The following is a 25,520-nucleotide window of genomic DNA, read 5'->3' on the forward strand; positions in this document are numbered from 1 at the left end:
TCATGAACTCTTCAGGTCGCAATAGCTCATATCGCCAGAGAGACAGGGCATGACTCCTTCGGCACGGATCAGTGCGGCTATCGGGGTACTGGACTGGATTCTGGATGGGCAAGCGGCCGAGCAGGCCTTGCTCAGATGGTCGCGGAATAGCCGCTATGCCGGTTCGAAAGACCGGGCAGCGGTCCGGGATCTGGTTTACGAGGCATTGCGCCGCAGGAACACGCTTGCCGATCGCGGCGGGGCCTTGTCCGGGCGCGGTCTGATGATTGGCCTTTGTCGGGAATCCGGGCAGGATCCCGATCTTCATTTCACCGGGAAGAATTATGCGCCTGCGCCGCTGAATGCGCATGAGAGAACCGAACAAAAGGTGACTTCCACGGATTTGCCTGATTGGCTGATGCCCTTGTGGCGGGAGGCGCTTGGCCCGGATGCGGGTTTGATCGCCCGGGAAATGGGACAGCGCGCCCCGGTCTGGCTGCGCGTGAACCCGCTTCTCGCGACGGTGTCCGAGGCTCGGTCCGTGTTGGAACAGGACGGGATAGAAACCGAGACGGCGTTGCAACTGACCGAAGCGCTTCGTGTTTCCAGCGGTGAGCGTCGTATCGCTAACAGCCGGGCATATCGCGGCGGGTTGGTGGAGCTTCAGGATCTGTCGCCACAACTGGCTTGTGCGTCGCTGCCATTGAAGGAAGGCGACCGGGTTCTCGATTACTGTGCTGGCGGCGGTGGAAAATCGCTGGCCCTGGCCGGACGCCAACCGGGCATCCGGCTTTTCGCACATGACGCTGAACCGAAGCGGATGGCAGACCTTCCGAAGCGCGCACAGAGGGCCGGCGCCCGGATCGAACGGGTATCGATGCCCGTGGGAAAGTTTGATCTGGTCGTTGCGGATGTTCCCTGTTCCGGATCGGGCACATGGCGGCGCACACCTGACGCGAAATGGCGCCTGACATCCGAGAGATTGCAGCAATTAACTGAAATTCAATCCGAAATTCTCGATAAAGCCGCTGCATTCGTCGCGCCTGGCGGTCATCTGGCATATATGACCTGTTCACTCTTCGAGGCAGAAAACAGAGGGAATGTCGAAGCCTTCATGTCTCGTCATGATCACTTCACGCAGATCTCATCAATGCTTTGGACACCGCTGACCGCAAGTGACGGTTTTTTTCTTTCGTTATTGATTAACAACTAAAGGTTGTGCTATCGGGATTTTCTCGATTAAGGAAATTTTAACAGTTTAACCGCAAAGCCAGGCCATCCGACTTTGTGGGGGTATGATTTGTATGACCAGTTCCAAAGTGTTCCTTGGCCCTTCCCGCAATATACGATGGTTGCTTCCACTCTTTTTGGTGTCGGCACTGTTTCCATTCAACATGTTGTTTTATTTACCCGAGGCAGGGCGCGGGAAAATCACCATGTTTGTCGCCTGCGTGGCGATAGGCTGGTTTTGGATCGGCGGTGCTTTTGCCATTGCGCATCTTTCACGCCACATCCTTCAGCGCCGGGCGCTTGCCGTCACAAGGCGCGAGATCGAGGCGGCGGCGGGGCCGATCTGGGTCTGCGATCCGGACGGACAGGTCCTCTTGCAAAACGCTGCAACCCTGGGCGAGATTGGGGATATTACGGGTAGAAATATCAATGTTTTGATTTCCAAATTTCGTGCAGATTGCGACGGTGCGCGTCTGGACTGGTCGGCCCAGGCCATCCGGGACGGTATGGCCGAGATCATGCTATGCGAGAATATTGCACTCGTGGTCAGGTGGACACCTGGGCCGGCACAATTGCGCTGGTCGATAAATTATCCTGATGATATAAATAAAAATAATTTATTTACATCATATTATCAGAATAATCTTGAAGATTTGGAGCTTCTTCCGGTTGCTCTGCTTCGTCTGACATCTGACGGGCATATCCTTTATGCCAATGCTGCCGCGTGGCGTTTGTTGCGAGATTTTATTTCAGATAAATCAAAAAATATCATTTGTTTAGGTGATATTTTTGATGATCTGAATCAATCTGCCGGAAGCTGGCTGGACGATATGATGTCCAGGCGGGTGGAAGACAGAACAGAGATGTTGCGTCTGCGTTCTCCTGAATGTCCCGATATGACGGGGCGCTATATCCAGATTGCGCTATCGCCAACGGCATCGGATTCCTCGGATGTCCTTATGGCCCTGACCGATGCAAGCGAGTTGAAGACACTTGAGGCGCAATTCGTTCAAAGTCAGAAAATGCAGGCTATTGGACAACTTGCCGGCGGAATCGCACATGATTTCAATAATCTTCTTACCGCTATTCGTGGGCATTGCGATCTGTTGATGCTGCGACATGACAAATCCGATACGGATTATGCCGATTTGGATCAGATCAGTCAGAACGCCAACCGTGCAGCCGCGCTTGTCGGACAGCTTTTATCCTTTTCGAGAAAACAGACACTTAAACTCGAACGGCTTGATCTTCGCGATATTCTTGCCGATCTGGCGCATCTGCTGAATCGACTTGTCGGCGGGCGCGCCTCGCTTCAGATCAGTCATGACCCATCGTTAAAGCCGATCCGTGCCGATCGCAGGCTGCTGGAGCAGGTCATCATGAATCTGGTCGTCAACGCACGTGATGCCATGCTCGAGGGTGGCGAAATCAGGCTTGCCACCGAAAATCGGATTCTGGACATGCCATTGATGCAGAAAGGAAATACGCTGCCTGCCGGGGAATATGTCTGCATAACTGTCACTGATACCGGTTGCGGGATTTCACCCCAAAACATGAGCAAGATTTTCGAGCCATTCTTTACCACCAAAGCCGTTGGCGAGGGGACCGGTCTGGGGCTTTCGACCGTTTATGGCATCGTGCGGCAGACCGGAGGCCATATCCTGTGCGACAGTGAGCCGGGGCGTGGGACATGTTTTTCGATCTATCTCCCGGCGCAGCCGGAAGGCGAATATGAACCATCAGCGAGCCCGGATAGCCCCGGTGCTGTCTTTCCGGTAATTCCCGATCGACCGGCGACGATTCTGCTGGTCGAAGATGAAGCCTCGGTCCGTGCTGTGGCGGCGCGTGCATTGAATCTGAAAGGGTATGAGGTGCATGAAGCCGATGGTGCGGAAGCAGCGCTGGCATTGCTTGCCGATGCCGAATTCACGCCTGATCTTTTCGTGACCGATGTGATCATGCCGGGAATGGACGGGCCAGGTTGGGTTCGCTTGGCGCTGGAGGATCGGCCCGGGACGAAAGTGGTTTTCATGTCCGGTTATTCGGAAGATGTCTTTGGCAACGATCAGTTACCGGTGCCGCATTCGGTTTTTCTGGCCAAGCCATTCACGCTGACCGAGCTCGTGCAGGTGGTTCAGGGTCAGCTTGCAGAGCCCGTAATCGCAGGAGCATCCGGGCGATAGGGCGCAAGCGTTACTCGATTGCCGCGTAAAGCTGCAGATCCTCCTGCATGGTTTGGCGCAGACGCTCTTCCTGTTCGGATGACAATTCGACATCCACGGTTGGCGGGACGTTTGCCCGCGGCAATTCCACTGCGCAATCCAGCCGGTCTTCAAGGAATTCCACGAATCCGCCGATATTCTCGTAACGGAAGATTCGATCCACCCGATGCTCGTTCGTCTGCAGGAAGGGGGCCTGACTGCCGATGCCAAGCGATTGCGGCCCATCTTCCTCGGCGTAAAGCTTTGCAAAGCGTTCGAAACTGACGCCGTCCATAAGATGTTCGGGATCGTCCAGATCGTCGCGGAGACGAAAGCGATACCAGCTGCGCAGCCAATCCACCGGTTCCCGCATCAGGGCAACCGTGGTGAATTCGGCTCCTGTCTGTGCTGCAAGCCACGGGGCAACATGCCTGTGAAATGTCGCGATGTCAGTATGTTTCATCGATGCCGGTCGTTGGATCGAGGTCGTCGCCAAGGATTCGAGTGCCATGGCAATTGCGGTCGAACCGGCTTTTGGGGTGGCCAGAAATACAAGCCGTTGTTCCCAGAAAATCAGCATAAATATACCTTTCTTCGCCTCCCTTGGGATGGCGAGAGCCGGGATATCGGCGCAAAGGCAGGATGTAAATCTTTTCTTGAGGAATAGAGATCATGATGGGCAGGGGAACAATCGCGAAAGACAATCAGGACTTGAAAAACATTTGATTATGACGCATTAAAAATTAGAACAAGAAGTGAACATCTGGACTATCGGGCAGATTGCTCCGCAAGCGGGGCTATGAAATAAGGACAAGAGATTATGGCAATGGCGAGCATCGTGGACATGAACGACAAACGCAGCGCGGACAAGCAAAAGGCCCTGGACAGCGCGCTTGCCCAGATTGAACGGCAGTTCGGCAGGGGCTCCATCATGAAGCTGGGGGCCGACAATCCCGTGGCCGAGATCGAATCGACCTCGACGGGTTCACTGGGGCTTGATATCGCCTTGGGGATCGGCGGTCTGCCCAAGGGCCGGATCATCGAGATCTACGGCCCTGAAAGCAGCGGCAAAACTACCCTGACCCTTCATGCCGTGGCGGAAGAACAGAAAAAAGGCGGTGTTTGCGCATTCGTGGACGCCGAACATGCGCTTGATCCGCAATATGCGCGCAAACTTGGCGTGAATCTGGACGAGCTTCTGATTTCTCAGCCTGATACGGGCGAGCAGGCGCTTGAGATCGTCGATACGCTGGTGCGCTCGGGCGCGGTCAGCATGGTGGTGGTCGATTCGGTTGCGGCCCTGACCCCAAAGGCAGAGATCGAAGGAGATATGGGTGATCATCAGGTTGGCGCTCAGGCCCGGTTGATGAGCCAGGCAATGCGCAAGCTGACCGCCAGTATCGGACGTTCGAACTGCATGGTGATCTTCATCAACCAGATTCGCATGAAGATCGGCGTGATGTTTGGCAGCCCTGAAACGACATCAGGCGGAAATGCACTGAAATTCTACGCATCCGTGCGTCTGGATATCCGCCGCATCGGCTCGATCAAGGATCGTGATGAAGTGGTCGGCAATACGACGCGGGTGAAGGTGGTCAAGAACAAGGTTGCGCCGCCTTTCCGTCAGGTTGAGTTCGATATCATGTATGGCGAAGGGATCAGCAAGGTCGGAGAGCTGATCGACCTGGGCGTGAAGGCCGGCGTGGTGGAGAAATCGGGCGCCTGGTATTCGCATGGTGACGAACGGATCGGACAGGGACGCGAGAATGCCAAGCAATATCTGCGCGACCATCCCGATGTCGCGCTTGCGCTGGAGGATAAGATCCGGGCAAGTCACGGGCTTGATTTCGCGTCCGGCGAAGATGAGGTTCTGAGCGAGGATTGACCCTGTCCCGCGAAAAGCTGACGTGCAATAGATAAACTCCGGGCGCGGGACCGCCGCGCGAATGGCGGAAACCGGCGCCCGGAAATCATGGATGATCTGCGATTTCCGCAATATCGGAAATCATGGGGGCATGAACAGGATCGCTGGACAGCCGCATTGGCTGGGGCTAGACCGTAGAACGGCCCGGCTCTGACCGGGTTGACGCGAATGTTTTGCGAAAAGGCCCCATATGCCCAGTCTGAACGACATCCGATCCACTTTCCTGAGCTATTTCGAAAGAAACGGTCATCAGGTCGTCGACAGCAGCCCGCTTGTGCCGCGGAATGATCCGACTCTGATGTTTACCAATTCGGGCATGGTTCAGTTCAAGAACCTGTTCACCGGGGTCGAGACGCGCGATTACACCCGCGCGACGACATCTCAGAAATGCGTCCGGGCGGGCGGCAAGCATAACGATCTGGACAATGTCGGCTATACTGCCAGGCATCATACATTCTTTGAAATGCTGGGAAATTTCAGCTTTGGGGATTATTTCAAGGAAAACGCCATTCCCTATGCCTGGGAGCTTCTGACCCGGGATTTCGACATTCCGAAAGATAAATTGCTGGTCACGGTTTATCATACCGACGACGAGGCGGCGAATATCTGGAAGAAAGTCGCGGGCCTCTCGGACGACCGGATCATCCGCATCAAGACCAGCGACAATTTCTGGCAGATGGGGCCGACGGGTCCTTGCGGTCCCTGTACCGAGATTTTCTTTGATCACGGCGATCATATCTGGGGTGGACCTCCGGGCAGCGCGGATGAGGATGGCGACCGGTTCATCGAGATCTGGAACCTTGTCTTCATGCAGAACGAGCAGTTCGAGGACGGCTCGATGCGCGAACTCGATATGCAGTCGATCGATACCGGCATGGGATTGGAAAGGATCGGCGCGCTTTTGCAGGGCAAGCACGACAATTACGATACCGATCTGATGCGCAGCCTGATCGAGGCAAGCGCCCATGCGACCAGCAGCGATCCCGACGGGCCCGGCAAAGTCCATCACCGGGTCATCGCGGATCATCTGCGCTCGACCAGTTTCCTGATTGCGGATGGCGTGATGCCCTCGAATGAAGGCCGCGGCTATGTGCTGCGCCGGATCATGCGGCGGGCGATGCGGCATGCGCATATGCTGGGCGCGCAGGATCCGGTCATGTACCGGCTGGTTCCGGCATTGCTGCAAAAGATGGGCGGAGCATATCCTGAACTAAGGCGCGCGCAGGCATTGATCGAAGAGACTCTGCGAAGCGAAGAGACCCGCTTCCGGCAGACATTGGATCGCGGGCTGCGGCTGCTGGATGATGAAGTGACGAAACTGCCCGAAGGCGCCAATCTTCCCGGTGAGGCGGCGTTCAAACTTTACGATACATACGGTTTCCCACTTGATCTGACGCAGGATGCGCTGCGTGAACAGGGCCGGGCGGTCGATACCGAAGGTTTCGACAAGGCCATGGCCGAGCAGAAGGCCAAGGCCCGCGCGGCATGGGCCGGCAGCGGCGAAACCAGAGATGCGGCGATCTGGTACGATCTGGCCGAAAAACATGGCGCGACCGAGTTTCTGGGCTACGATACCGAAGAGGCAGAAGGCCAGATCATGGCGCTGGTCCGGGACGGGGCCGAGATCGGACGGGCGGACGAAAGCCAGCAGATTCAGATCGTGGTGAATCAGTCGCCCTTCTATGCGGAATCGGGTGGGCAGGTTGGCGATACCGGGTTGATCAAGACCGAAACCGGCGCGGCTCGGATCACCGATACGAAAAAGGTCGCGGGAGTGTTTATCCATATCGCTGAAGTCACGCTGGGCAACATTGAACGGGGGCAGGGCGCCCGGCTTGCGGTGGATCATGACCGGCGTGGAGATATCCGGGCCAATCACTCGGCCACGCATCTGCTGCACGAGGCCCTGCGGCGGAGTTTGGGCGAGCATGTCGCACAAAGGGGCAGTCTGAACGCGCCGGACCGGTTGCGCTTCGATTTCAGCCATAACCATGCGGTCACGCCCGACGAAATGGCGAATGTCGAGGCCGAGGTGAACCGCTTCATTCGCCAGAACGCACCGGTCGAGACGAGGATCATGACACCCGATGACGCGCGCGCGATCGGCGCTCAAGCCCTGTTCGGCGAGAAATACGGCGATGAGGTTCGCGTGGTGTCGATGGGTCAACTGGAGGGAAGCGGCAAGGGGCATGATGGCAAGACCTATTCGCTGGAACTTTGCGGCGGCACGCATGTCGCGCGCACCGGCGATATCGGGGCTTTTGCATTGCTTGCCGACAGCGCCTCATCTGCCGGGGTGCGCCGGATCGAGGCACTGACCGGGCAGGCGGCACTGGCGCATCTGCGGGATTCGGACCGTCAGCTTGGCGAAATTGCGGGTATCCTCAAGGCGCAGGCCGGGGATGTCGTGAACCGGGTTCGCGCTCTTTCCGATGAACGCAAGGCGCTTGCCAATGAGGTGGCCCAGCTCAAACGGCAGCTTGCAATGGGTGGGGCCGGCGATGCTGATGCGAAGGAGATCGGCGGCATCAAATTCCTGGGGCGGAAAGTCGAAGGCGTTTCCGGCAAGGAGCTTGGCCCGCTTGTCGATGAAATGAAGGCGCAATTGGGCAGCGGTGCGGTTCTGGTTCTGGCCGAGACGGATGGCAAGGCGACCGTGGCGGCGGGGGTGACATCGGATCTGACCGGGCGCATCACCGCCGTTTCGATGGTTCAGGCCGCTACCGCTGCGCTTGGCGGAAAGGGTGGCGGCGGACGTCCTGATCGCGCACAGGGTGGCGCGCCCAGTCTGGATGCCGCGGATCGGGCCTTTTCGGACGTCGAGAAACTGATAGGAGATGCCGTATGACTGCCTTGTGGATTGCTCATGTCCATGTGACCGATGCCGAGGCTTACGGTCGCTATGCCGAAGCGGCGGGTCCTGCGATTGCTGCCCATGGCGGGGTCTTTCTGGCTCGTGGCGGGCGATATCGGCAGATGGAGGGCAATGACAGGTCCCGTAATGTCGTGGCCCGCTTCCCGAGTTTCGAGGCTGCTGTCGCCTGTTACGAGAGTCCCGAATATCAGGCTGCGCTGGCCCATGCGAAAGGTGCGTCAGAACGTGATCTGGTGATCGTCGAAGAATCTGCGCCGGCGTGATCTGCCCGGCTGCTGTGACGGTAGGATGATCGGGACGGCTGAAAACGGATCAAGTTCAGGGAGGAAACGGATCATGCACAGGATTTCAGTGATTTGCGCGATAACCGTAGCCGCTCTACTTGCGGGATGTGTCGAGGAACTGCCCCGCCCCGAGATTGCGGACGGGATATTCAATCTTGATCCCGCAGCCTGTGGTGACAATTCCTCGGTTACCCGGCTGACCATATCCGGCGATCAATTCCGTTTCTACGAATCCCTGTGCCGGATGCAGCCCGGAACCACCGGGGCCGAAGGGCTGCAGGCGACTCTGATCTGTTCAGGGGAAGGCGAAACCTTCGAGCGGAACGTGACATTGAAAAGCAGTGGAAACCTGCTGAGCATGAGCGAAGCGGATCAGCGGTTCGATTATCACCGCTGTTCGTAAAGAGCCGGTATCATTCACGGATTTCGCCCGGATCGGCGCCCCAGATATCGGTTTTTGGCACCCATCCGCGCTCACCTCCGCCGGAAATGCTGCACCAGTCCGGATTGCATTCGCCCAGCTTGACGATCGCACCGGATTCGGCTCGTGCGACGACGTCAGAATCCGGGTTGGGGCGGGCGCGCAATTCGGCCATGTCCTGTACGACAACTGCGGTGCGAACGCCGGACAGCAGTGCGTAATGGATCCAGCCACCGGCACCGTCCTTATCTTCGACCCGCCGCCAATGGCCGAACTCGGCCACCACGCGCAGCGGCATGCCCGCATGGCGGAAGACCCAGTCGATGCGATGTGACAGGCTGGGGCCGCGGCGGGCATTGCCCTCGCTGCCCTTCAGGCTGACATAACGCGGGAGTGGCAGGTTCGTGACGGAGCCACGCTCTTCTCCGGCATTGCGGTCGATCTTCGCATTTGCCGGAAGTTCGCTTTGCGCCAGGATAACATGAGGGTCGGGGGATTGACCGGAACCGCTGCCCGTTCCGGAAATCTCTGCCAAAGCCATGCCATGTGCCGACCAGACCGCCATAGCCGCAGCCACAGCGATTATATTTCCTATAACCGCGCTTTTTGTCATCCGCTCTCCGTTCCTGCCTGGCCGGTACATGCGGCCGTCAAATTCATGCGCCTCCCCGGGCTCTTGCCTGATTTTGCCGGGTTCGGACGGATCGGGGTCTTGTACCTGCCCCGCAACGCGGGCAGTTTGCCAAAAGCCGCCCGGCAATGGAAGTGCGCCTGCAGCACGGTTTCGAGAAAGTGAGGCAATCATGCAAGCAACCAGCCCGACATCGTCGCGCCCGAAACTTCGGGTCACTGTAACCCGCCGCCTGCCAGAGCCGATAGAGACGCGGATGAAAGAATTGTTCGATGTCAATCTGAACGAGGATGATCGCAAATTGTCCCGCGAGGAATTATCCGCGGCGATGAAGGAATGTGACGTTCTGGTGCCGACCGTGACCGACCATATCGACGCGAATATGCTGGCGCAGGCCGGAGAACGGCTGAAGCTGATCGCCAATTACGGCGCAGGGGTGGATCATATCGATGTAATGTCTGCACGGCAGCGTGGGGTTCTGGTGTCGAATACTCCCGGCGTGATGACCGAGGATACGGCGGATATGACCATTGCCCTGATTCTGGCCGTCACCCGGCGCATTCCAGAGGGGCTGGCCGAGATGCAGGCAGGCCGCTGGAAGGGTTGGGCACCGACCGCGCATCTGGGCGGGCGTGTCGGCGGGCGGCGGCTTGGCATTCTTGGCATGGGCCGGATCGGGCAGGCCGTGGCGCGGCGGGCGAATGTCTTCGGGATGCAGGTGCATTATCACAATCGCCGCCGCCTGCGCTCGGAAATCGAGGACGACTTGCAGGCGACCTATTGGGAAAGTCTCGACCAGATGCTGGCGCGGATGGATATCGTCAGCGTGAATGCGCCGCATACGCCTTCGACCTTCCACCTGTTGAATGCCCGGCGGTTGAAGCTGCTGAAGCCGACCGCGGTGGTCGTGAATACCTCGCGTGGCGAAGTGATCGATGAAAACGCGCTAACGCGGATGCTGCGTGCCGGTGAGATTGCGGGTGCCGGGCTGGATGTGTTCGAGCACGGTCACGAAATCAATCCGCGCCTGCGCGATCAGCCGAATGTCGTGCTGTTGCCGCATATGGGCTCGGCCACGGTCGAGGGGCGTAACGAGATGGGCGAGAAAGTCATCATCAACGTCAAGACCTTTGCGGACGGGCATCGGCCGCCGGATTTGGTCGTGCCGGGAATGCTTTAACTCAGAGGACGATACGGAGGCATGCATGTCCGTCGGGATTAACCGAGCAGCCGGCTCGGTCAGAACGGCCGTATCTGCGCTTTTCTTTGCCAATGGCATGATGATCGGCAGTTGGGCACCCAAACTGCCGGTTCTGATGGAACGACTTGAGATCAGCGAAAGCACTGCCGGGATGGTGGTCCTGTGCCTTGGTCTGGGGTCGATCTCGCTCATGCCGGTTTTCGGCGCGATGACGGCGCGGCATGGTTCGGCGCGGGCCGTGAAGCTGTCTGCTCTGCTGGGCGTGCCGACATTGCTGCTGATGACGCTGGCGCCCAACCTGATCCTTGTCATGATCGCGGTGCTGCTTTTTGGCGGATTCATGGGCGGGATGGATGTGTCGATGAACGCCAACGCGGTTGCGGTCGAGCGGATTCGCCGCAGGGCCATCATGTCGTCCTGCCACGGATTCTGGAGCCTTGGCGGCGTCGTCGGAGCAGGGCTGGGCGGTGTCGCCCTGTCCGAACTGGGCGAGGCTAGTCACGCGATTCTGGCCACGCTGGCATTCTGCGCGGTTTTGGCATTTGCGCTGCCACGTATGCTGGTGGATGCGCCTGATGAACGCGAGGCGAGAATGCCGCTAAGGCTTCCCCGTTCGCCACTTCCCTATATCATCGGCATTATGGCTTTGTGCTGCATGATCCCCGAAGGCGCGATTCTGGACTGGGGGGCGGTTTATCTGCAGCGCGAGATGGGCGCGTCGCTGTCGCTGTCCGGATGGGCATTCGCGGCCTGCGCCGCGACCATGGCGGTTCTGCGTTTTCTGGGTGATTTTCTGCGGCAGAAACTGGGCGCGGTCACAACCTTGCGGATCAGTGCGACGATCGCGATTGCGGGGCTGGGAATTGCGGGCATGGCGCAGCAGCCCTTGGTCGCGATCATGGGTTTCGGATTTGCGGGGCTGGGTATCGCCAATCTGGTGCCGATCATGTTCTCGGCCGCTGGGAATCTGCCATTGCTGGCGCCGGGAGTCGGACTGTCGGTGGTGACGACGATGGGTTATTCCGGAATTCTTCTGGCACCGGGCAGCATCGGCTTTCTTGCCGAAAGCATGAGTTTCTCGACCATCTATCTGGGTCTTGCCGCGCTGCTGCTTGCGCCGCTTCTGATGTCGCCGCTGGCACGGACCGCTGACTTTGCGGATGATGACAGCGCGGCCGCAACCACCTGAAAGATGATGCGGTTCGGTGTGGTGAATATCCGCGGGCTGGATCGGGGCTAACGGTAGACCTGTTTTTCGCCCGGAAAGCTGCGATCCCGGACGGCTCTTGCATAGCTGGCGATCGCTTCGGATGCACGGGGCCCCAGATCTCCGAATTTATGTACGAAGCGGGGAACTCTGCCGGACAGGCCCAGCATATCGTCCAGCACCAGTATCTGGCCGTCGCAACGGACCGAGGCTCCGATGCCGATCGTGGGGACCGCAATCGCATCGGTGATCTGGTCCGCAAGATCCTCCACCACGCCTTCGACCACGACACTGAAGGCGCCGGCCTCTGCCACATCCTTCGCATCGGCGATATGGGCGGGCCAGTCCGCCTGATCGCGGCCCTGGGTCTTGAAACCGCCCATCGTATTCGTGGTCTGCGGGGTCAGCCCGACATGACCCATGACCGGGATCCCACGCTCGGCCAGGAAGCGGACCGTATCCGCCATGCGGCTTCCGCCTTCCAGCTTGACCGCACCTGCGCCGGTTTCCGCCATGATCCGTGCGGCGTTGCGGAAGGCCTGCTGAGGGCTTTCCTCGTAACTGCCGAAAGGCATGTCGATCACCACCATGGCCCGCCGGGCGCCACGCATGACCGCCTGTCCATGCATGATCATCATCTCGAGCGTGACGCCCACGGTCGAGGTCAGGCCGTGAATGACCATGCCCAGACTGTCGCCGACAAGGATCACTTCGGCATGCTCATCGACCAAAGCGGCGAGCGGGGCAGTATAGGCGGTCAGGGCAACGATAGGCGTGGCGTCCCCCTTGCGCGAGGCGATGTCGGGGGCGGTGATGCGTTTGACCGGGGCGTGTACAGACATGGGCGGTATTCTCCTCCAGATGCAAATTGCCGAGATCTGCGGATGCAGCCGCGATGTCTCGGACGGATATGCGAATGTCAGGGGGCTTGCGGCAGGGGCCGTCATCCCCGGTACCCCCTCCGTTTATTGCGGATTTGGCAAGGGGCGGGCAACCCGCTGATCGATCAGCAGCACGTCGCCGAAGCGGACGGCAAGAAGAATGACCACCGGGCGGGTGATGTTGTTGATGCGCGACAGATCGGCGGCATCGCGGATGTCGATGGATTGGATATCGCCGCGCGGTTCGGTGGCCAGCGTTTTGCGGATCTCGTGCCGCAGCGCGTTAAGGGTCGCGCCCGCCTCGACTAGTTCCTGCGCGCGGTCTAGGGCGCGATTCAGCACCGGTGCCGCAGCGCGATCCTGTGCGCTCAGGCGACGGTTTCGCGACGACATGGCAAGGCCATCGGTTTCGCGCACGGTGGGGACCGGGATGATATCGACCGGCATATCCAGATCCGCGGTCATTTGCCGGACGATCGTAAGCTGCTGGTAATCCTTTTCCCCGAAGGTCGCGGCATCGCAATCGGTGATATTGAACAGCTTGGTGACGACCGTCGTCATGCCCCGGAAATGGCCCGGACGAAGCCGGCCGATCAGCATGCGTGAAAGCGCGGTCGCCTCGACGATGGTCTGACTGCCGGGACGATAGACATCCTCGGCGCTTGGCATGAACACCGCGTCACAACCCGCAGCCCGCAGCAGGCGCAGGTCGTTTTCCTCATCTCGCGGATATTTGTCCAGATCCTCATTCGGGCCGAATTGGGTCGGGTTGACGAAGATCGAGGTGATCAATTTACCGCCGCCGCGTTCGTTCAGCCAGTCCCGCGCCCGTGCGACAAGTGTCAGATGGCCGTCATGCAAGGCTCCCATCGTTGGAACCAGGGCGACGGGCTGAACCGTGCTGCGCCATTCCGACCTGCATTCACGCATGGCCTGCTTGTTGCGGCAAATCTGCATTCATTCCCCTTCCCGGCTGACGCAGGGCGCAATCTATCGCGCAGAAAGCCTTCAAGACAAGTGCTGCGTTGCAGCATGTCGTTTTTTGCTGCCAATGGTCGGGCGGATGGATCCATAAGGATTTCGCTCTGGCACTAACAGGAAAGGATTCGCGGGCAGAGGAGACGTGCCATGAAATCGCATGTGAAGGTTCTTGTCGTCGGAGGCGGTGCGGTCGGTTGCGGCATTGCCCTGCATCTTGCCCGCGCCGGGTGGGAGACGTTGCTGGTCGAGCGTGACGAATTGACCGCCGGGTCGACATGGCATGCCGCAGGGCTTCTGCCGCTGTTCAACATGAGCTATGCGACCAGCCATATTCATAATTACTCGGTCGAACTGTATGCGCGGCTTGAGGATGAGACCGGCCTGAATGCCGGCTTTACCCGGTGCGGCAACCTGCGGATGGCGCAGACGCAAGAGCGGATGGATGAATATATGCTGTATTCCGCAACTGCTGAAACCGTGGGGATCGAGCATGAGTTCCTTAGCCCCGCTCAGATCAAGGAGCGCTGGCCGCTGGTGCGGACAGATGATCTGAAGGGCGCGATTTTCCATCCTACAGACGGTTATATCAACCCCGCAGATGTGACCCAGGCCATGGCGCGGGCGGCGCGGATGGCGGGTTGCCAGATCGAACGCAAGATTCAGGTGAACGGCTATCACTGGACAGGCGATGAATGGGTCGTGACCTGCGAGAAGATGATCGAGAAGGGCGGCAATCTGGTGCCGTCGGGCGATGTGTTCGAGATCAGGGCCGAACATGTCGTGACCGCCACGGGTAACCACGCGCAGCGGACGGCACGGTTGCTGGGCATCCGCATTCCCGCGATCCCGGTCGAGCATCAATATATCATCACGGATACGGATCCGGAGCTTGCCAAATGGCGCGCAGACGGCAATCCCGAGCATCCGGTGCTGCGCGATGCCGATGCGAAATGGTATGTCCGGGAAGAGCGCGGCGGCTGGATCCTTGGCCCGTACGAGAAGAATGCGCCCGCGCGGTTCCTGTATGATGTGCCCGAGACCTTCCGGGCGGATCTGTTCCCGCTGGACCTGGACCGGATCGAGGAAGAATATATGTCCATGCTGCACCGCATCCCGTCATCGGAATCTGCGGGGCTCAAGGACGATTTCAACGGGCCGATCTGCTATACGCCTGACGGAAATCCGCTTGTCGGGCCTGCGCCGGGTCTGCGGAACATGTGGCTGGCCGAGGGCTTCAGCTTTGGCATCACGGCGGCGGGCGGCACCGGGAATTACCTTGCGCAGCTGATGACCGAGGGCGAGGCCGCGATCGATATGGCCACGCTGGACCCGCGCCGCTTCGGCCGCTGGATGACCACGGAATACTCGGCCCGCAAGAACGAAGAGGCCTATGATCATGTTTATGTCCTGCATCATCCGGATGAAGAACGTCCGGCCTGCCGTCCGTTACGGACTGTTCCGGCATATGACCGGCAGAAGGCGCGTGGGGCGCAGTTCGGCTGTGTGAACGGATGGGAACGGCCGAATTACTACGGCCCCGCTGATGCGCCAGAAAGCTTTGATCACGATTCCCGCAGTTTCCGGCGCGGTGGCTGGTGGGAATACGCAAAGGCCGAAGCCGAAGCGGTGCGGAATACCGCCGGGCTGATAGATGCCTCTGCATTCGCCAAGCATGTCGTGACGGGACCGGGTGCGACCGCGTTTCTTGATTGGCTGACCACCAACAAGCTGCCCAAAGTGGGGCGTATCAACCTGACCTATGCGTTGACCGATGCGGGAACCACCCGGACCGAATATACTATCGTGCGGCGGGCCGAGAATGATTATTATCTTGTCTCGGCGGGCGCGTGGACGGATTATGATCAGGATAACCTGATCAAATCCGCCGAGGATTTCATGACTGCGGGCGGCGAATTTGTCAGCATTCAGGATGTCACCACTCAATGGGGCGTATTCGCCATTGCCGGACCGTCCTCGCGTGAGGTGCTTGCACGGCTGATCCGGGATGCGCAGCCAGAAACGGCGCTGTCGAACAAGCGCTTCCCCTGGCTTTCCATGAAACGGGTGGAGTTGGGCATGGTGCCGGTTCAGGCGATCCGGGTCGCCTATACCGGCGAGTTGGGATGGGAATTGCATCATCCGATCGAGATGCAGAACCACCTGTTCGACCGGTTGATGGAAGCGGGCGAACCGTCGGGAATGAAATTGGTTGGTGCTCGCGCACAGAACTGGTTGCGTCAGGAGAAATCCTATCGCGCCTTCGGGACTGAACTTGGCCGAGACGCCACGCCACTTGAGGGCGGGCTGGACCGGTTCGTCGATCTTTCCAAGGATTTTCGTGGCAAGGCGGCGATGGAGGCTGCCGGTATTCGATCCAAATGCGTGACGCTGCTGATCGACGGGCCGGATGACGCCGATCCCTGGGGGCGTGAGGCACTGTTTGCCGATGGTGAAAAGATCGGACGCCTGACTTCGGGTGGCTATTCGGTTGCTTTCGGCAAGCAGATCGGCATGGGCTATGTCCGTCCCGAACTGGCCGAACCGGGAACCCGGCTGAAACTTCGGATGTTCCGCGAGTTCTGGGATGCCGAGGTAACCGAGGACAGCCCGTTCGATCCGCAGAATGAACGGATTCGCCTGGACGGATAAATATGATCCGCGCAGTGAAGTGATGTTGATGCGATGGGGCGGGTGTCACGCCCCTCGCAGCTTCCCGGCAACATTGTCATAGACTATGGGGCGGGTTTCTGGCCCCACGCGCCGTAAATTGTCATTTTCACGTCGGAATCCCGATATAACTGGGATAAGCAGCATCTCGCAGGATGGTGATGACCGGAGAACGGCTGCCACCCCGCGTGGCGGAAACGACAGCGAAAGGTGGCGTAATGATTCGCGGATTCCATAATGAAAACGGTTGCTTGAGCCTGATTTCCGATCGGGAGGAGTTTTCGGAGAATCTGGTCTGGATCGACCTTGTCGGCCCGATGCCTGATGAAAAAAGCCTGGTCGAGAATCTGACCGGAATCGATGTCCCCACGAAAGAGGAAATGGAAGAGATCGAGATATCCTCGCGGCTTTATCTTGAAAATGGCGCAGCATTCATGACGGTGATTCTGCCTTCGCAGACCGATACGGGCGAACCGGAAATGCATCCGGTTACCTTCGCTCTGACGAATCGGCATCTGATTACCGTCCGCTACCACGAGCCGCGTTCATTCCGGACCTTTCCGGCAAGGGCCGAAAAAATTCCCATGGGTTGCGAGACCGCCGAAGGGATCCTGCTGGGTCTGCTTGAGGCCACCGTTGACCGGCTTGCCGATATTCTTGAACGGGACGGTCAGGAAATCGATGCAATCTCGCGCAAGATATTCCGCCACAGGGCCGACAAGCCGACGCGGACCCATGATTTTCAGGAGGTACTGGAAAATATCGGACAGAAAGGCGACCTGACCTCGAAGATACGCGACAGTCTGGTGAGTTTCGACCGGATGGCGGGATTTCTCAGTCATCTGATGCAGCAGCGCCGCAGCGGCAAGGATATCCGCGAGCGGATCAAGACCCTGTCACGGGATATCCGCTCACTGGCAGATTATGCTGGCTTTCTTTCGCAGCAGATCACCTTTCTGCTGGATGCGACGCTGGGCATGATCAATATCGAGCAGAACTCGATCATCAAGATTTTCTCGGTTGCCGCCGTAGTCTTTTTGCCCCCGACCCTGATTGCCTCGATCTATGGGATGAACTTCACGCATATGCCCGAGTTGGACTGGCTCGTCGGTTATCCATTTGCAATCGGGTTGATGATCGTTTCGGCAATCCTGCCATATGTCTATTTCAAGCGTCGTGGCTGGCTTTAATCGCTCTGCATCTGCGCATTGGTCTGCGCCCGAAACATATCGCTGCGATCAGTGCGCAAAGCGCAAGGATCACGATGGGCGCCGAACCCCATTTAAGCCATAGGGTTGGAGGCAGAGCACCGGGCAGTGCCGCGTCGAGCTTGCCGACCTGACCCAGTGAAAGCTCGGCGCGGATATCGCCATGTGCGTCGATAACCGCACTGACCCCGGTATTGGCCGACCGGACCAGGGGTAATCCGGTTTCGATGGCACGCAGTCGCGCCTGCGCAAGATGCTGATATGGACCGGAAAGCTTTCCGAACCACGCATCATTGGTGATCTGCAACAGCCATTCGGGACGCGTTTCCAGCCCGCGCAGATGCTGCGGAAAGATCGCCTCGTAGCAGATCAGCGGCTGAAACGCCGGAAGGCCGGATACCGACATGACAGTCGGGCCGGACCCGGCAGTATAGCCGTTTCCCTGCTGCGCGGCGAAGGCTCCGATTCCAAGCCGGGCAAGCTCATCGCCCCAGGGGATATATTCGCCAAAGGGCACAAGATGGAATTTATCATAGACCGCAGTCACGTCCCCGTCGGGAGCTACCGCCACCAGACTGTTGTAATATCGGCTTTCTTCGCGCCTCTGGATGCCAAAGATCAAGGGTGCTCCGGCCGCGTGCGACATCGCGGGCATGATATCGTCCGCGTCGTTCAGCAGGAAATTCACCGCCGTTTCGGGCCAGATGACGACATCGCGGCTGCCGGGCTCGGCCGACAGGTCAAGCAGGCGTTGAAAGAACAGATGCGACCATTCCGGATTCCATTTCAGGTGCTGCTCGGCATTCGGCTGAACGATGCGCAGCTGAAGATCGGTGTCCGGAGGCAAGGGCTGGGCCTGCCGCGCCATCCCGGCCCCCCAGAAAATTGCAATCAGGGCCAGTGACGGCAGCATGGCGGGCAGATTGGTCAGAACACGGTTATCAGCCTGACGCCAAAGCGCCGAGGGCAGGGCGGTTGCCACAAGAGTCAGCGCGGTCAACCCGATTGCCCCGGTCCATGCGGCGATCTGCGCAATTGGCGTGCCGATCCAGATATGCCCGATCAATGCCCAAGGCAGACCGCTGAATATCCAGCCGCGCAGCCAGTCGGAAAGGGTCAGGACAGCGACGATCGCAATTGTCCGGGTGATAGCGCCGGGGCAGAGCCGTGCAGCGATCCAGACAGGCAAGGCCCAGAACAAGGCGCCGCCCAAAGCCATGAGGATCAGTGCAAACGGCGCCATCCAGCCATAAAGGTCAGGTTCAACGAGGAATGGCTCGACGATCCAGAACATGCTGCAGGCGAACCAGCCGAAACCGCCTCCGAGTCCCTGCAGGAACGCAAGGCCAGGGCGGTCCGCACGCGCCATTCGCCAGATCAGCAGGGCAAGCGCCCCGAGTGCAACCGGCCAGATCCCCAGAGGAGCAAGCCCGATTGAGGCAAGCGCACCAAGCAGGATTTCCGGCAGGATGCGGATCAGCTTCCGGCGGCGATCCGAACCGGTTCGCGTCGAGAATTCCCGGTCGCGCGGCTGAACTGGCATGGATGTTACTTTTCGGACGGGTCCGAGGTCGCGGAACCGCCGGAAACCGTATCGGAAGCCGGTTCGGCCGTGCTTTCCGGCTTCTTGCGTCTGCTGCGGGTTGCGCGGGGTTTGGGTTTGTCCTCGGATGTTTTGTCCGCGCTTTCCTCGGCCCCCGTCTCAACGGTTGGCTCGGGCTTCTTGCGCCTTGTCCGTTTTGGCTTGGGCGCATCCTCGACGGCAGATTCCGAGGCGCTATCCGTGGAAGCTTCTGTTGCAGAGGTTTCGGCAGCCGCTTTGGGTTTGCGCGCACGGGGCTTGCGCAGCTTCGGCGCGTCGGCGGCGGGCGGTGTTTCAGGCTGCGCTTCAACCGGCGCATTTTCCTGATTTTCCAATGGATCACCAGAAGGCGTTGCGGATTCGATGGCAGCTTGCGCCGCCTGATCGTCAACCTGCGAGGGTGCGTCAGGAGCTGCGCTTTCCGGGGCGCCGCTTGCCTTCGCCGTTGATTTCGAGGTCCTGCGGCTTCGGCGCTTCGGTTTCGTTTCTTGCCTGGCGCTATCCGTTTGCGGCGTTTCCTCGGTCGTGTCCGTCACATCCGTTGTATCAGTCGGATCGTCACTCTCGATGAAAAGGCTGGCCAGCATGAATTGCGGGACATGATCGCCCATGCCGACGATCGCAGGTCCGCGATCTTCGCGGGGCGCACGGCGGCGATCGTCTCGCTGCTGGTTGCCACGTTGCGGTCTTGGCGCTGTGTCCTGAACAGGGCTATTACGCTCTGCATCGGCCTGCCGGCTTTCCGGGCGATCCTGCTTATTGCCGTCATCACGGCGATTGTCGTCGCGACGGTTACGTCTGCGTGCACCGCCCTTGTCGCCGCGACCCTCCCGGTTCCCTTTCGGGGCGGATTGCGCAGCGGAAGAGGGTTCGAAACCTTCGGGAAGCGCGGCACGGGGAAGTTGTTTGGAGAGCAGCGTTTCAATCGCCGCAAGATATTTCTCATCCGAAGGGGTGGCGATGCTGATCGAGGTTCCCGACCGGCCCGCCCGGCCCGTGCGGCCGATCCGATGAACGTAATCCTCGGCATGGCTGGGCAGGTCGTAATTGATCACATGGCTGACCGCCGGAATGTCCAGCCCCCGCGCGGCAACATCCGATGCGACCAGCAGTTTGAGCTTGCCCTCGCGAAAGGCTTCCAGTGTCCGTGTCCGGTGGCTTTGATCCAGATCGCCATGAATAGGGGCGGCGTCATGACCGTATTTCGCCAGCGATTTCGAGACGATATCCACATCCGTCTTGCGATTGCAGAAGATGATGGCGTTTTTCAGGCCATCGCCCTCTGCATTGATCAGGGCGCGCAGAAGTTCGCGTTTCTGTTTGGCCGATTGATCCTTGCGGGTGGGTGTGATCTCGACCAGCCGTTGCGTGATGGTTTCGCTGGCAGTCGCCTGACGTGCGATCTCGATCCGCTCGGGAGCATGCAGGAAGGTATTGGTAATACGCTCGATCTCGGGCGCCATCGTCGCACTGAAGAACAATGTCTGGCGCGTGAAAGGGGTAAGCTGAAAAATCCGCTCGATATCGGGGATGAAACCCATATCCAGCATCCGGTCGGCTTCATCCACCACCATGATCTGAACGCCGGTCAGCAGCAATTTGCCGCGCTCGAAATGGTCCAGGAGACGGCCCGGAGTGGCAATCAGCACATCCACGCCGCGGTCGATCAGCTTGTCCTGTTCGCCAAAGGAGACGCCGCCGATCAGCAATGCCTTGGTCAACCGGGTATGTTTGGCATAAATATCGAAATTCTCGGCGACCTGAGCGGCCAGTTCCCGCGTGGGGCAAAGCACCAGGCTGCGGGGCATCCGCGCCCGCGCCCGGCCACGGCCCAGCAAGGTGATCATCGGCAGGGTGAAACTGGCGGTCTTGCCGGTTCCGGTCTGAGCAATCCCCAGCACATCGCGGCCCTCGAGCGCCGGAGGGATCGCGCCCTCCTGGATGGGGGTCGGGTTCTCGTAGCCTGCATCTGCAATGGCTTTCAGAACCTTGGGGTCAAGCTTCAGGTCGGAAAATTTCGTCATCGGGGACTTTCTTCAAGATACCGCGCAGAAACTGCGCGTTGCGTTCCATGCCGCGCGCCCGGACGGCGCGTTGCGGCGGTCATGGGACGCAAATTCGAACGCCCCCTCGGCCAGCCCGCCGGATGCGGGCAAGCACTCGCTAGACTAAACCGTCTGAAAGGTCAATCGCAGAGGATGAAATCCGCGAAATCGTCCTGCTTGCGGAACGCCTGATCAGAGTGCAGGTTGCACGGGAACGCAAGGCTGCGAAGAGGCCCAGATGGCAACCGAGATGACGGGCGGGATCAGTCCGGTACAGGCATTCGCGCTGGTGGGCGTGGCGGGGGTGGCGGCGCAATGGCTTGCGTGGCGCTTCAGGCTTCCCGCGATCGTGCTGATGCTGGCGGCCGGGCTGGTGCTGGGGCCGGTGACGGGATGGTTCGTTCCGGCCCGCGATCTGGGCGTAATCATCCAGCCGATGATCGCGCTTGCGGTCGCGGTGATTCTGTTCGAGGGCGGGTTGACGCTAAGCTTCAAGAAACTGGCGGATGCGCGACCTGCCGTGCGCAGGCTGGTCTATATTGGTGTGCCGCTGGGGTGGGTCACCTCGTCGCTGGCCCTTGCCTTCGGGGCCGGTCTGGGATGGGAGGCGGCAATCGTTTTCGGCGGTATCATGATCGTGACCGGTCCCACCGTCATTGCACCGCTGTTGCGGCAGGCCAAGCTGACCTCGCGCCCGGCGCAGGTCCTGCAATGGGAAGGTATCGTCAACGATCCGATCGGCGCATTGGCTGCGGTGCTGGCGCTTGAAATCGTGCTGGTCCGCAATTCCGCGGTGCCCTGGGGAGAGGCACTGGTGCAGCTGGTTTTTGGAATTGGCTTCGCCCTGCTGATCGGGTTGCTTGGTGGCTGGCTGGTCGTGCAGGCTTTTCGGCGGGGCTGGGTACCGGAATACATGAAGGTGCCGCTGTTATTCGTGGCAGTTCTGGCGGTTTTCGCCTGCTCGGATTCCCTGTTGCATGAAAGCGGGTTGCTGGCGGTTACAGTGATGGGGCTGATGATCGCGAATGCGGATCTGCCCAGTTATCACGAGCTTTATCGTTTCAAGGAACATGCCACGATCCTGCTGGTTTCCGGTGTCTTCATCCTGATGGGCGCGGGGATCGAATTTCAGACATTGGCCGGTTTGAACTGGTGGCGAGCGGCGCTGTTTATCGCCCTTGTCGTGCTGGTGGCGCGACCGCTGACGGTATTGATCTCACTGATCGGAACCCGGCTGCCGATGAAAGAGCGGCTGCTGATCGCATTCACCGGCCCCCGCGGGGTGGTTCTGGTTGCGGTGTCGGGGGTGTTTGCCGAACGGTTGGTGGCTGAAGGGATTGCGGATGGCGCACTTATCGCACCGCTCGCCTTTGTTCTGGTGCTGGTTACGGTGGTGCTGCATGGCTTCACGCTGCGGCCGGTTGCGCAACGGATGGGACTTGCGTCCGGTGACCGGCCCGGTCTGCTGATCGTCGGCGGATCGCAATTCTCGATCGGGCTGGCCACCGCATTGCAGAAAGCCGATGTCGAGGTGCTGATAACCGATCCCAATCCGGATCATCTTCGTCTGGCCCGGGCTGCCGGATTGCAGACCTTTTATGGCGATATCCTGGGCGAGGCAGCGGAGCATAATGTCGAATTCATCGCCTATGGCGGTATCCTCGCTGCTTCGGACAACGATGCCTACAATACGCTTGTTGCTTCTGACCTTGCGCCGGAATTCGGGCGCGAATCGATCTGGCAACTTGCCCGTCACAAGGAAGACCGCGCGCGCCACGCGCTGCCGACGCAGCTTGGCGGAAGCGCGGTCATGGGCAATCGCACCCTGACTCAATATCTGGAACTGCTGGCTGAAGGCTGGCATTTTCGGGTCACGCGGCTGACCGAGGAATATCAGCTTGATGACTGGCGCGCGGCGCGGCCCGAAGCCCTTCCGCTGGCGGTCGTGTCCAACCGCGAACTGTGGTTTGTCGAAACCGACGACGATCTGCCGGATAAACCCGAGACCAGAATCATCTCGCTTCTTCCACCGGGCGCGGTCATTCAGGACAACGAACCCGACAAGAAGACCAAGGAGAAGGCGAAGGCCGAAGCTGAAGCGGTTCGCCGCGGCGAGGGTAACGGCAGCTTGGATCCTGCCGGGGCATGAGCTGACGCCTCAGCCGAACTGCTTGGCCAGTTTCAGGCCCTGACCCTGATAATTCGACCGGATATCCGCTCCGTAAAGCTGGGCCGGACGCTTTGCCATGCGCTCATAGACCAGACGACCGACGACCTGACCATGTTCCAGCACGAAGGGGGCTTCGTGACAGCGCACCTCAAGCACGCCCCGCGCGCCTGCGCCATGGGCGCCAATGCCGAATCCGGGATCGAAAAAACCGGCATAATGCACACGGAATTCGCCGACCATGGCAAGATAGGGAGCCATCTCGGCGGCGTAATCGGCGGGAATAGCCACCGATTCGCGACTGACCAGGATGTAGAATGCGCCGGGATCGAGAATCAGCCGCCCATCTGCCGTGCGCAGTTCGTCCCAGAATTCGGCGGCGGGATACTCGCCGATCCGGTCCAGATCGATCACGCCGCTATGAGGACGGGCGCGATAGCCGACCAGATCGCCCTCATCGGGGCGCAGATCGACCGAAAAGCCAAGTCCCTGGTCGATCAGGGCATCACCGCCGGTCAGGGGTTCACGCCGGTTCAGGTCCCGCAATTTGGCATCACTCAGAACAGATTGGCCGTGGCGCAGGCGAAGCTGGTTCAGGCGCATGCCGGGACGCAGGAGAACTGAAAATGACCGCGGGCAGATCTCGGCATATAGCGGGCCGTCATAGGTTTCGGGCAGGCGGTCGAATTCGGTTCCGTCATCGCTGACCAGCCGGGTCAGCAGATCCAGCCGTCCGGTCGAGGATTTGGCATTTGCGACCGCCGTCATCCCTTTCGGCAGCCGGATTCTTTCGAGCAGCGGCACCAGATAGACGCAGCCCCGTTCCAGCACCGCACCGTCTTCAAGACTCATCTGGTGCATTTGCAGATCGGGCAGGCGCTCCGAAATCCGCCGGCCCTTGCCGGCCAGGAAACTGGCGCGCAAACGATAAGCGACGGTGCCAAGGCGCAGGTCGAGACTGGCAGGCTGGATCTGTTCGGGAAGGATCGGCGCAGCGGCAGAGATCACACCGGTTTCGATCAGCTTGCGGATCTCGCTGTCAGGCAGGACACCGTTCATAACTTCCCCTAATTCAGGCAGCAGATACGAAAACGCCCACCCCGATGACAGGATGGGCGTTTTCGGAATGGTCGGGCCGGCGAGATTCGAACTCGCGGCCTTCCGCCCCCCAGACGGACGCGCTAACCAGGCTGCGCCACGGCCCGACGCCGGTCATATAGAGCGAACTGCACGGGCTGCACAAGGGCCGCAAGACGGAAATCTTGACCAAATTGCGACAGCGACGCGGTTCATGTGGAGATGGGCAGAATTTCGTGCTGATCGTCATATGGGTTCGCGCAACGTCATGGGGCCATTCATTCGGCAGATGTCTGCGCGATTGCGACGGCATGATCATCAATAATGGCGCGTAATCGCGTCGCGCAGGATCTTGCACTGCCGACGTGAGGCCGCATCCAGTCCTTCGGAGCGGCGCAGGCGGATAGCGGTGCTGACCAGATGCGACAGCCATGCGCCGTGACGCTTGTTCGGGCTGGTCGCAAGATCAGGGAACAACGGCAGCGATTGCGCAGGTTTCCGCGCGGTTGATCGCGGCGCTCTGGGCTTTTCCGATCGGGCCATGTTCGGGGTTTCCTCTGTGATCGCCGGTTCCGGCTGCGACGGCGCCGACAGCGGTGCGGAGGAATCTTCCGCGGGAATATCGGACGATATGCCGATGGCTTGCGCCAATTCGACATTCTCTCCGTTCAGGCGCGCCAGTCCCCGGGCGCGCACGAATTCGCCCCGGTCACGGGCGATGAGTTTCTTGGCCCCGCGAATCGTCAGCCCTTCTTCGCGCAGCACCTCGCACAGACCGGCCGCAAGCTGGACATCCTCTGGACGGTAATAGCGGCGGCCGTCCGGACGTTTCATTGGTTTGAGCTGGGAAAACTGGGTTTCCCAATAGCGTAACACATGCGGCGCGGCCCCGATCATCTTGGCAACCTCGCCAATGGACCGAAATGCGTCTGCGCGTTTCTTCATCGTGTTTCTGCTAT

The 25,520-nt window shown here is 59.6% G+C and carries 19 protein-coding genes and 1 tRNA gene; 11 read left to right on the forward strand and 9 right to left on the reverse strand.

Going from position 1 to position 25,520, the window contains the following annotated elements; all coding sequences use genetic code 11:
• Positions 1 to 49: 49 nt before the first annotated feature.
• Positions 50 to 1,192 carry an RsmB/NOP family class I SAM-dependent RNA methyltransferase gene (locus D3P04_RS14725; RefSeq protein WP_119750221.1) on the forward strand — a complete coding sequence of 381 codons (1,143 nt, stop codon included), beginning with the start codon at positions 50 to 52 and terminating at the stop codon, positions 1,190 to 1,192.
• 91 nt (positions 1,193 to 1,283) lie between these two features.
• Positions 1,284 to 3,392, forward strand: coding sequence for an ATP-binding response regulator (locus tag D3P04_RS14730; protein ID WP_182912884.1), 2,109 nt, complete (start codon positions 1,284 to 1,286; stop codon positions 3,390 to 3,392).
• Positions 3,393 to 3,402: 10 nt separating this feature from the next.
• Here D3P04_RS14730 and D3P04_RS14735 read toward each other — a convergent pair whose 3' ends face one another.
• Positions 3,403 to 3,990, reverse strand: a complete 588-nt coding sequence (locus D3P04_RS14735) for a sulfotransferase family protein (protein ID WP_119750225.1) — start codon at positions 3,988 to 3,990, stop codon at positions 3,403 to 3,405.
• A gap of 240 nt (positions 3,991 to 4,230) precedes the next feature.
• On the opposite strand from D3P04_RS14735, the gene recA reads away from it, so the two are divergent.
• From recA to D3P04_RS14755, 4 genes are all read left to right on the forward strand, one after another.
• Positions 4,231 to 5,295: a recombinase RecA gene (gene recA, locus D3P04_RS14740; protein ID WP_119750227.1), complete on the forward strand. Its 1,065-nt coding sequence runs from the start codon at positions 4,231 to 4,233 to the stop codon at positions 5,293 to 5,295.
• Between the two features lie 229 nt (positions 5,296 to 5,524).
• Positions 5,525 to 8,182, forward strand: a complete 2,658-nt coding sequence (gene alaS, locus D3P04_RS14745; protein WP_119750229.1) for an alanine--tRNA ligase — start codon at positions 5,525 to 5,527, stop codon at positions 8,180 to 8,182.
• Positions 8,179 to 8,472 (forward strand): DUF1330 domain-containing protein, encoded by a 294-nt coding sequence (locus D3P04_RS14750; protein ID WP_119750230.1) that lies wholly within the window; start codon positions 8,179 to 8,181, stop codon positions 8,470 to 8,472. The genes alaS and D3P04_RS14750 overlap by 4 nt, the downstream gene beginning before the upstream one ends.
• 73 nt (positions 8,473 to 8,545) lie before the next feature.
• Positions 8,546 to 8,896: a hypothetical protein gene (locus D3P04_RS14755; protein WP_119750231.1), complete on the forward strand. Its 351-nt coding sequence runs from the start codon at positions 8,546 to 8,548 to the stop codon at positions 8,894 to 8,896.
• A 10-nt stretch (positions 8,897 to 8,906) separates the two neighbouring features.
• Here the strand turns inward: D3P04_RS14755 and D3P04_RS14760 are convergent, their stop codons facing one another.
• Positions 8,907 to 9,527: an SH3 domain-containing protein gene (locus D3P04_RS14760; RefSeq protein ID WP_232845024.1), complete on the reverse strand. Its 621-nt coding sequence runs from the start codon at positions 9,525 to 9,527 to the stop codon at positions 8,907 to 8,909.
• A gap of 190 nt (positions 9,528 to 9,717) precedes the next feature.
• Between D3P04_RS14760 and D3P04_RS14765 the strand changes: the two genes are divergently transcribed.
• Both D3P04_RS14765 and D3P04_RS14770 read left to right on the forward strand, forming a co-directional pair.
• Entirely contained in the window at positions 9,718 to 10,725 is a 1,008-nt protein-coding gene (locus D3P04_RS14765; protein WP_119750232.1) for a 2-hydroxyacid dehydrogenase, read from the forward strand.
• A gap of 25 nt (positions 10,726 to 10,750) precedes the next feature.
• On the forward strand, positions 10,751 to 11,935 hold the full coding sequence (locus tag D3P04_RS14770; RefSeq protein ID WP_119750234.1) for an MFS transporter: 1,185 nt from the start codon (positions 10,751 to 10,753) through the stop codon (positions 11,933 to 11,935).
• A 47-nt stretch (positions 11,936 to 11,982) separates the two neighbouring features.
• Here D3P04_RS14770 and panB read toward each other — a convergent pair whose 3' ends face one another.
• Both panB and panC read right to left on the reverse strand, forming a co-directional pair.
• Complete coding sequence (gene panB, locus D3P04_RS14775) at positions 11,983 to 12,795, reverse strand: 3-methyl-2-oxobutanoate hydroxymethyltransferase (protein ID WP_119750236.1); 813 nt, start codon at positions 12,793 to 12,795, stop codon at positions 11,983 to 11,985.
• A 123-nt stretch (positions 12,796 to 12,918) separates the two neighbouring features.
• Positions 12,919 to 13,791: a pantoate--beta-alanine ligase gene (gene panC / locus D3P04_RS14780; RefSeq protein WP_119750238.1), complete on the reverse strand. Its 873-nt coding sequence runs from the start codon at positions 13,789 to 13,791 to the stop codon at positions 12,919 to 12,921.
• Positions 13,792 to 13,962: 171 nt separating this feature from the next.
• Here panC and D3P04_RS14785 point away from each other — a divergent pair, with 171 nt between their 5' ends.
• The gene (locus D3P04_RS14785; protein WP_119750240.1) at positions 13,963 to 16,464 is read left to right on the forward strand and encodes a GcvT family protein; all 2,502 of its coding nucleotides are present in this window, start codon (positions 13,963 to 13,965) and stop codon (positions 16,462 to 16,464) included.
• 269 nt (positions 16,465 to 16,733) lie between these two features.
• Positions 16,734 to 17,672, forward strand: a complete 939-nt coding sequence (locus tag D3P04_RS14790; RefSeq protein WP_220475359.1) for a magnesium transporter CorA family protein — start codon at positions 16,734 to 16,736, stop codon at positions 17,670 to 17,672.
• Here the strand turns inward: D3P04_RS14790 and lnt are convergent.
• Entirely contained in the window at positions 17,650 to 19,233 is a 1,584-nt protein-coding gene (gene lnt / locus D3P04_RS14795) for an apolipoprotein N-acyltransferase (protein ID WP_119750242.1), read from the reverse strand. The genes D3P04_RS14790 and lnt overlap by 23 nt on opposite strands.
• A gap of 5 nt (positions 19,234 to 19,238) precedes the next feature.
• The gene (locus D3P04_RS14800; protein WP_119750243.1) at positions 19,239 to 21,296 is read right to left on the reverse strand and encodes a DEAD/DEAH box helicase; all 2,058 of its coding nucleotides are present in this window, start codon (positions 21,294 to 21,296) and stop codon (positions 19,239 to 19,241) included.
• Positions 21,297 to 21,555: 259 nt separating this feature from the next.
• Here D3P04_RS14800 and D3P04_RS14805 point away from each other — a divergent pair, with 259 nt between their 5' ends.
• Positions 21,556 to 23,466 (forward strand): cation:proton antiporter, encoded by a 1,911-nt coding sequence (locus tag D3P04_RS14805; RefSeq protein ID WP_119750245.1) that lies wholly within the window; start codon positions 21,556 to 21,558, stop codon positions 23,464 to 23,466.
• Between the two features lie 9 nt (positions 23,467 to 23,475).
• On the opposite strand, the gene D3P04_RS14810 is transcribed toward D3P04_RS14805, so the two are convergent.
• The 3 genes from D3P04_RS14810 to D3P04_RS14820 form a co-directional block, all read right to left on the reverse strand.
• Positions 23,476 to 24,543: a 2'-deoxycytidine 5'-triphosphate deaminase gene (locus D3P04_RS14810; protein ID WP_119750247.1), complete on the reverse strand. Its 1,068-nt coding sequence runs from the start codon at positions 24,541 to 24,543 to the stop codon at positions 23,476 to 23,478.
• 68 nt (positions 24,544 to 24,611) lie between these two features.
• A tRNA-Pro gene (locus D3P04_RS14815) sits at positions 24,612 to 24,689 on the reverse strand.
• A 190-nt stretch (positions 24,690 to 24,879) separates the two neighbouring features.
• Positions 24,880 to 25,506 carry a MerR family transcriptional regulator gene (locus tag D3P04_RS14820; protein WP_119750249.1) on the reverse strand — a complete coding sequence of 209 codons (627 nt, stop codon included), beginning with the start codon at positions 25,504 to 25,506 and terminating at the stop codon, positions 24,880 to 24,882.
• Positions 25,507 to 25,520 lie beyond the last annotated feature (14 nt).

Source organism: Paracoccus onubensis (assembly GCF_003591515.1).
Lineage (GTDB): Bacteria > Pseudomonadota > Alphaproteobacteria > Rhodobacterales > Rhodobacteraceae > Paracoccus > Paracoccus onubensis.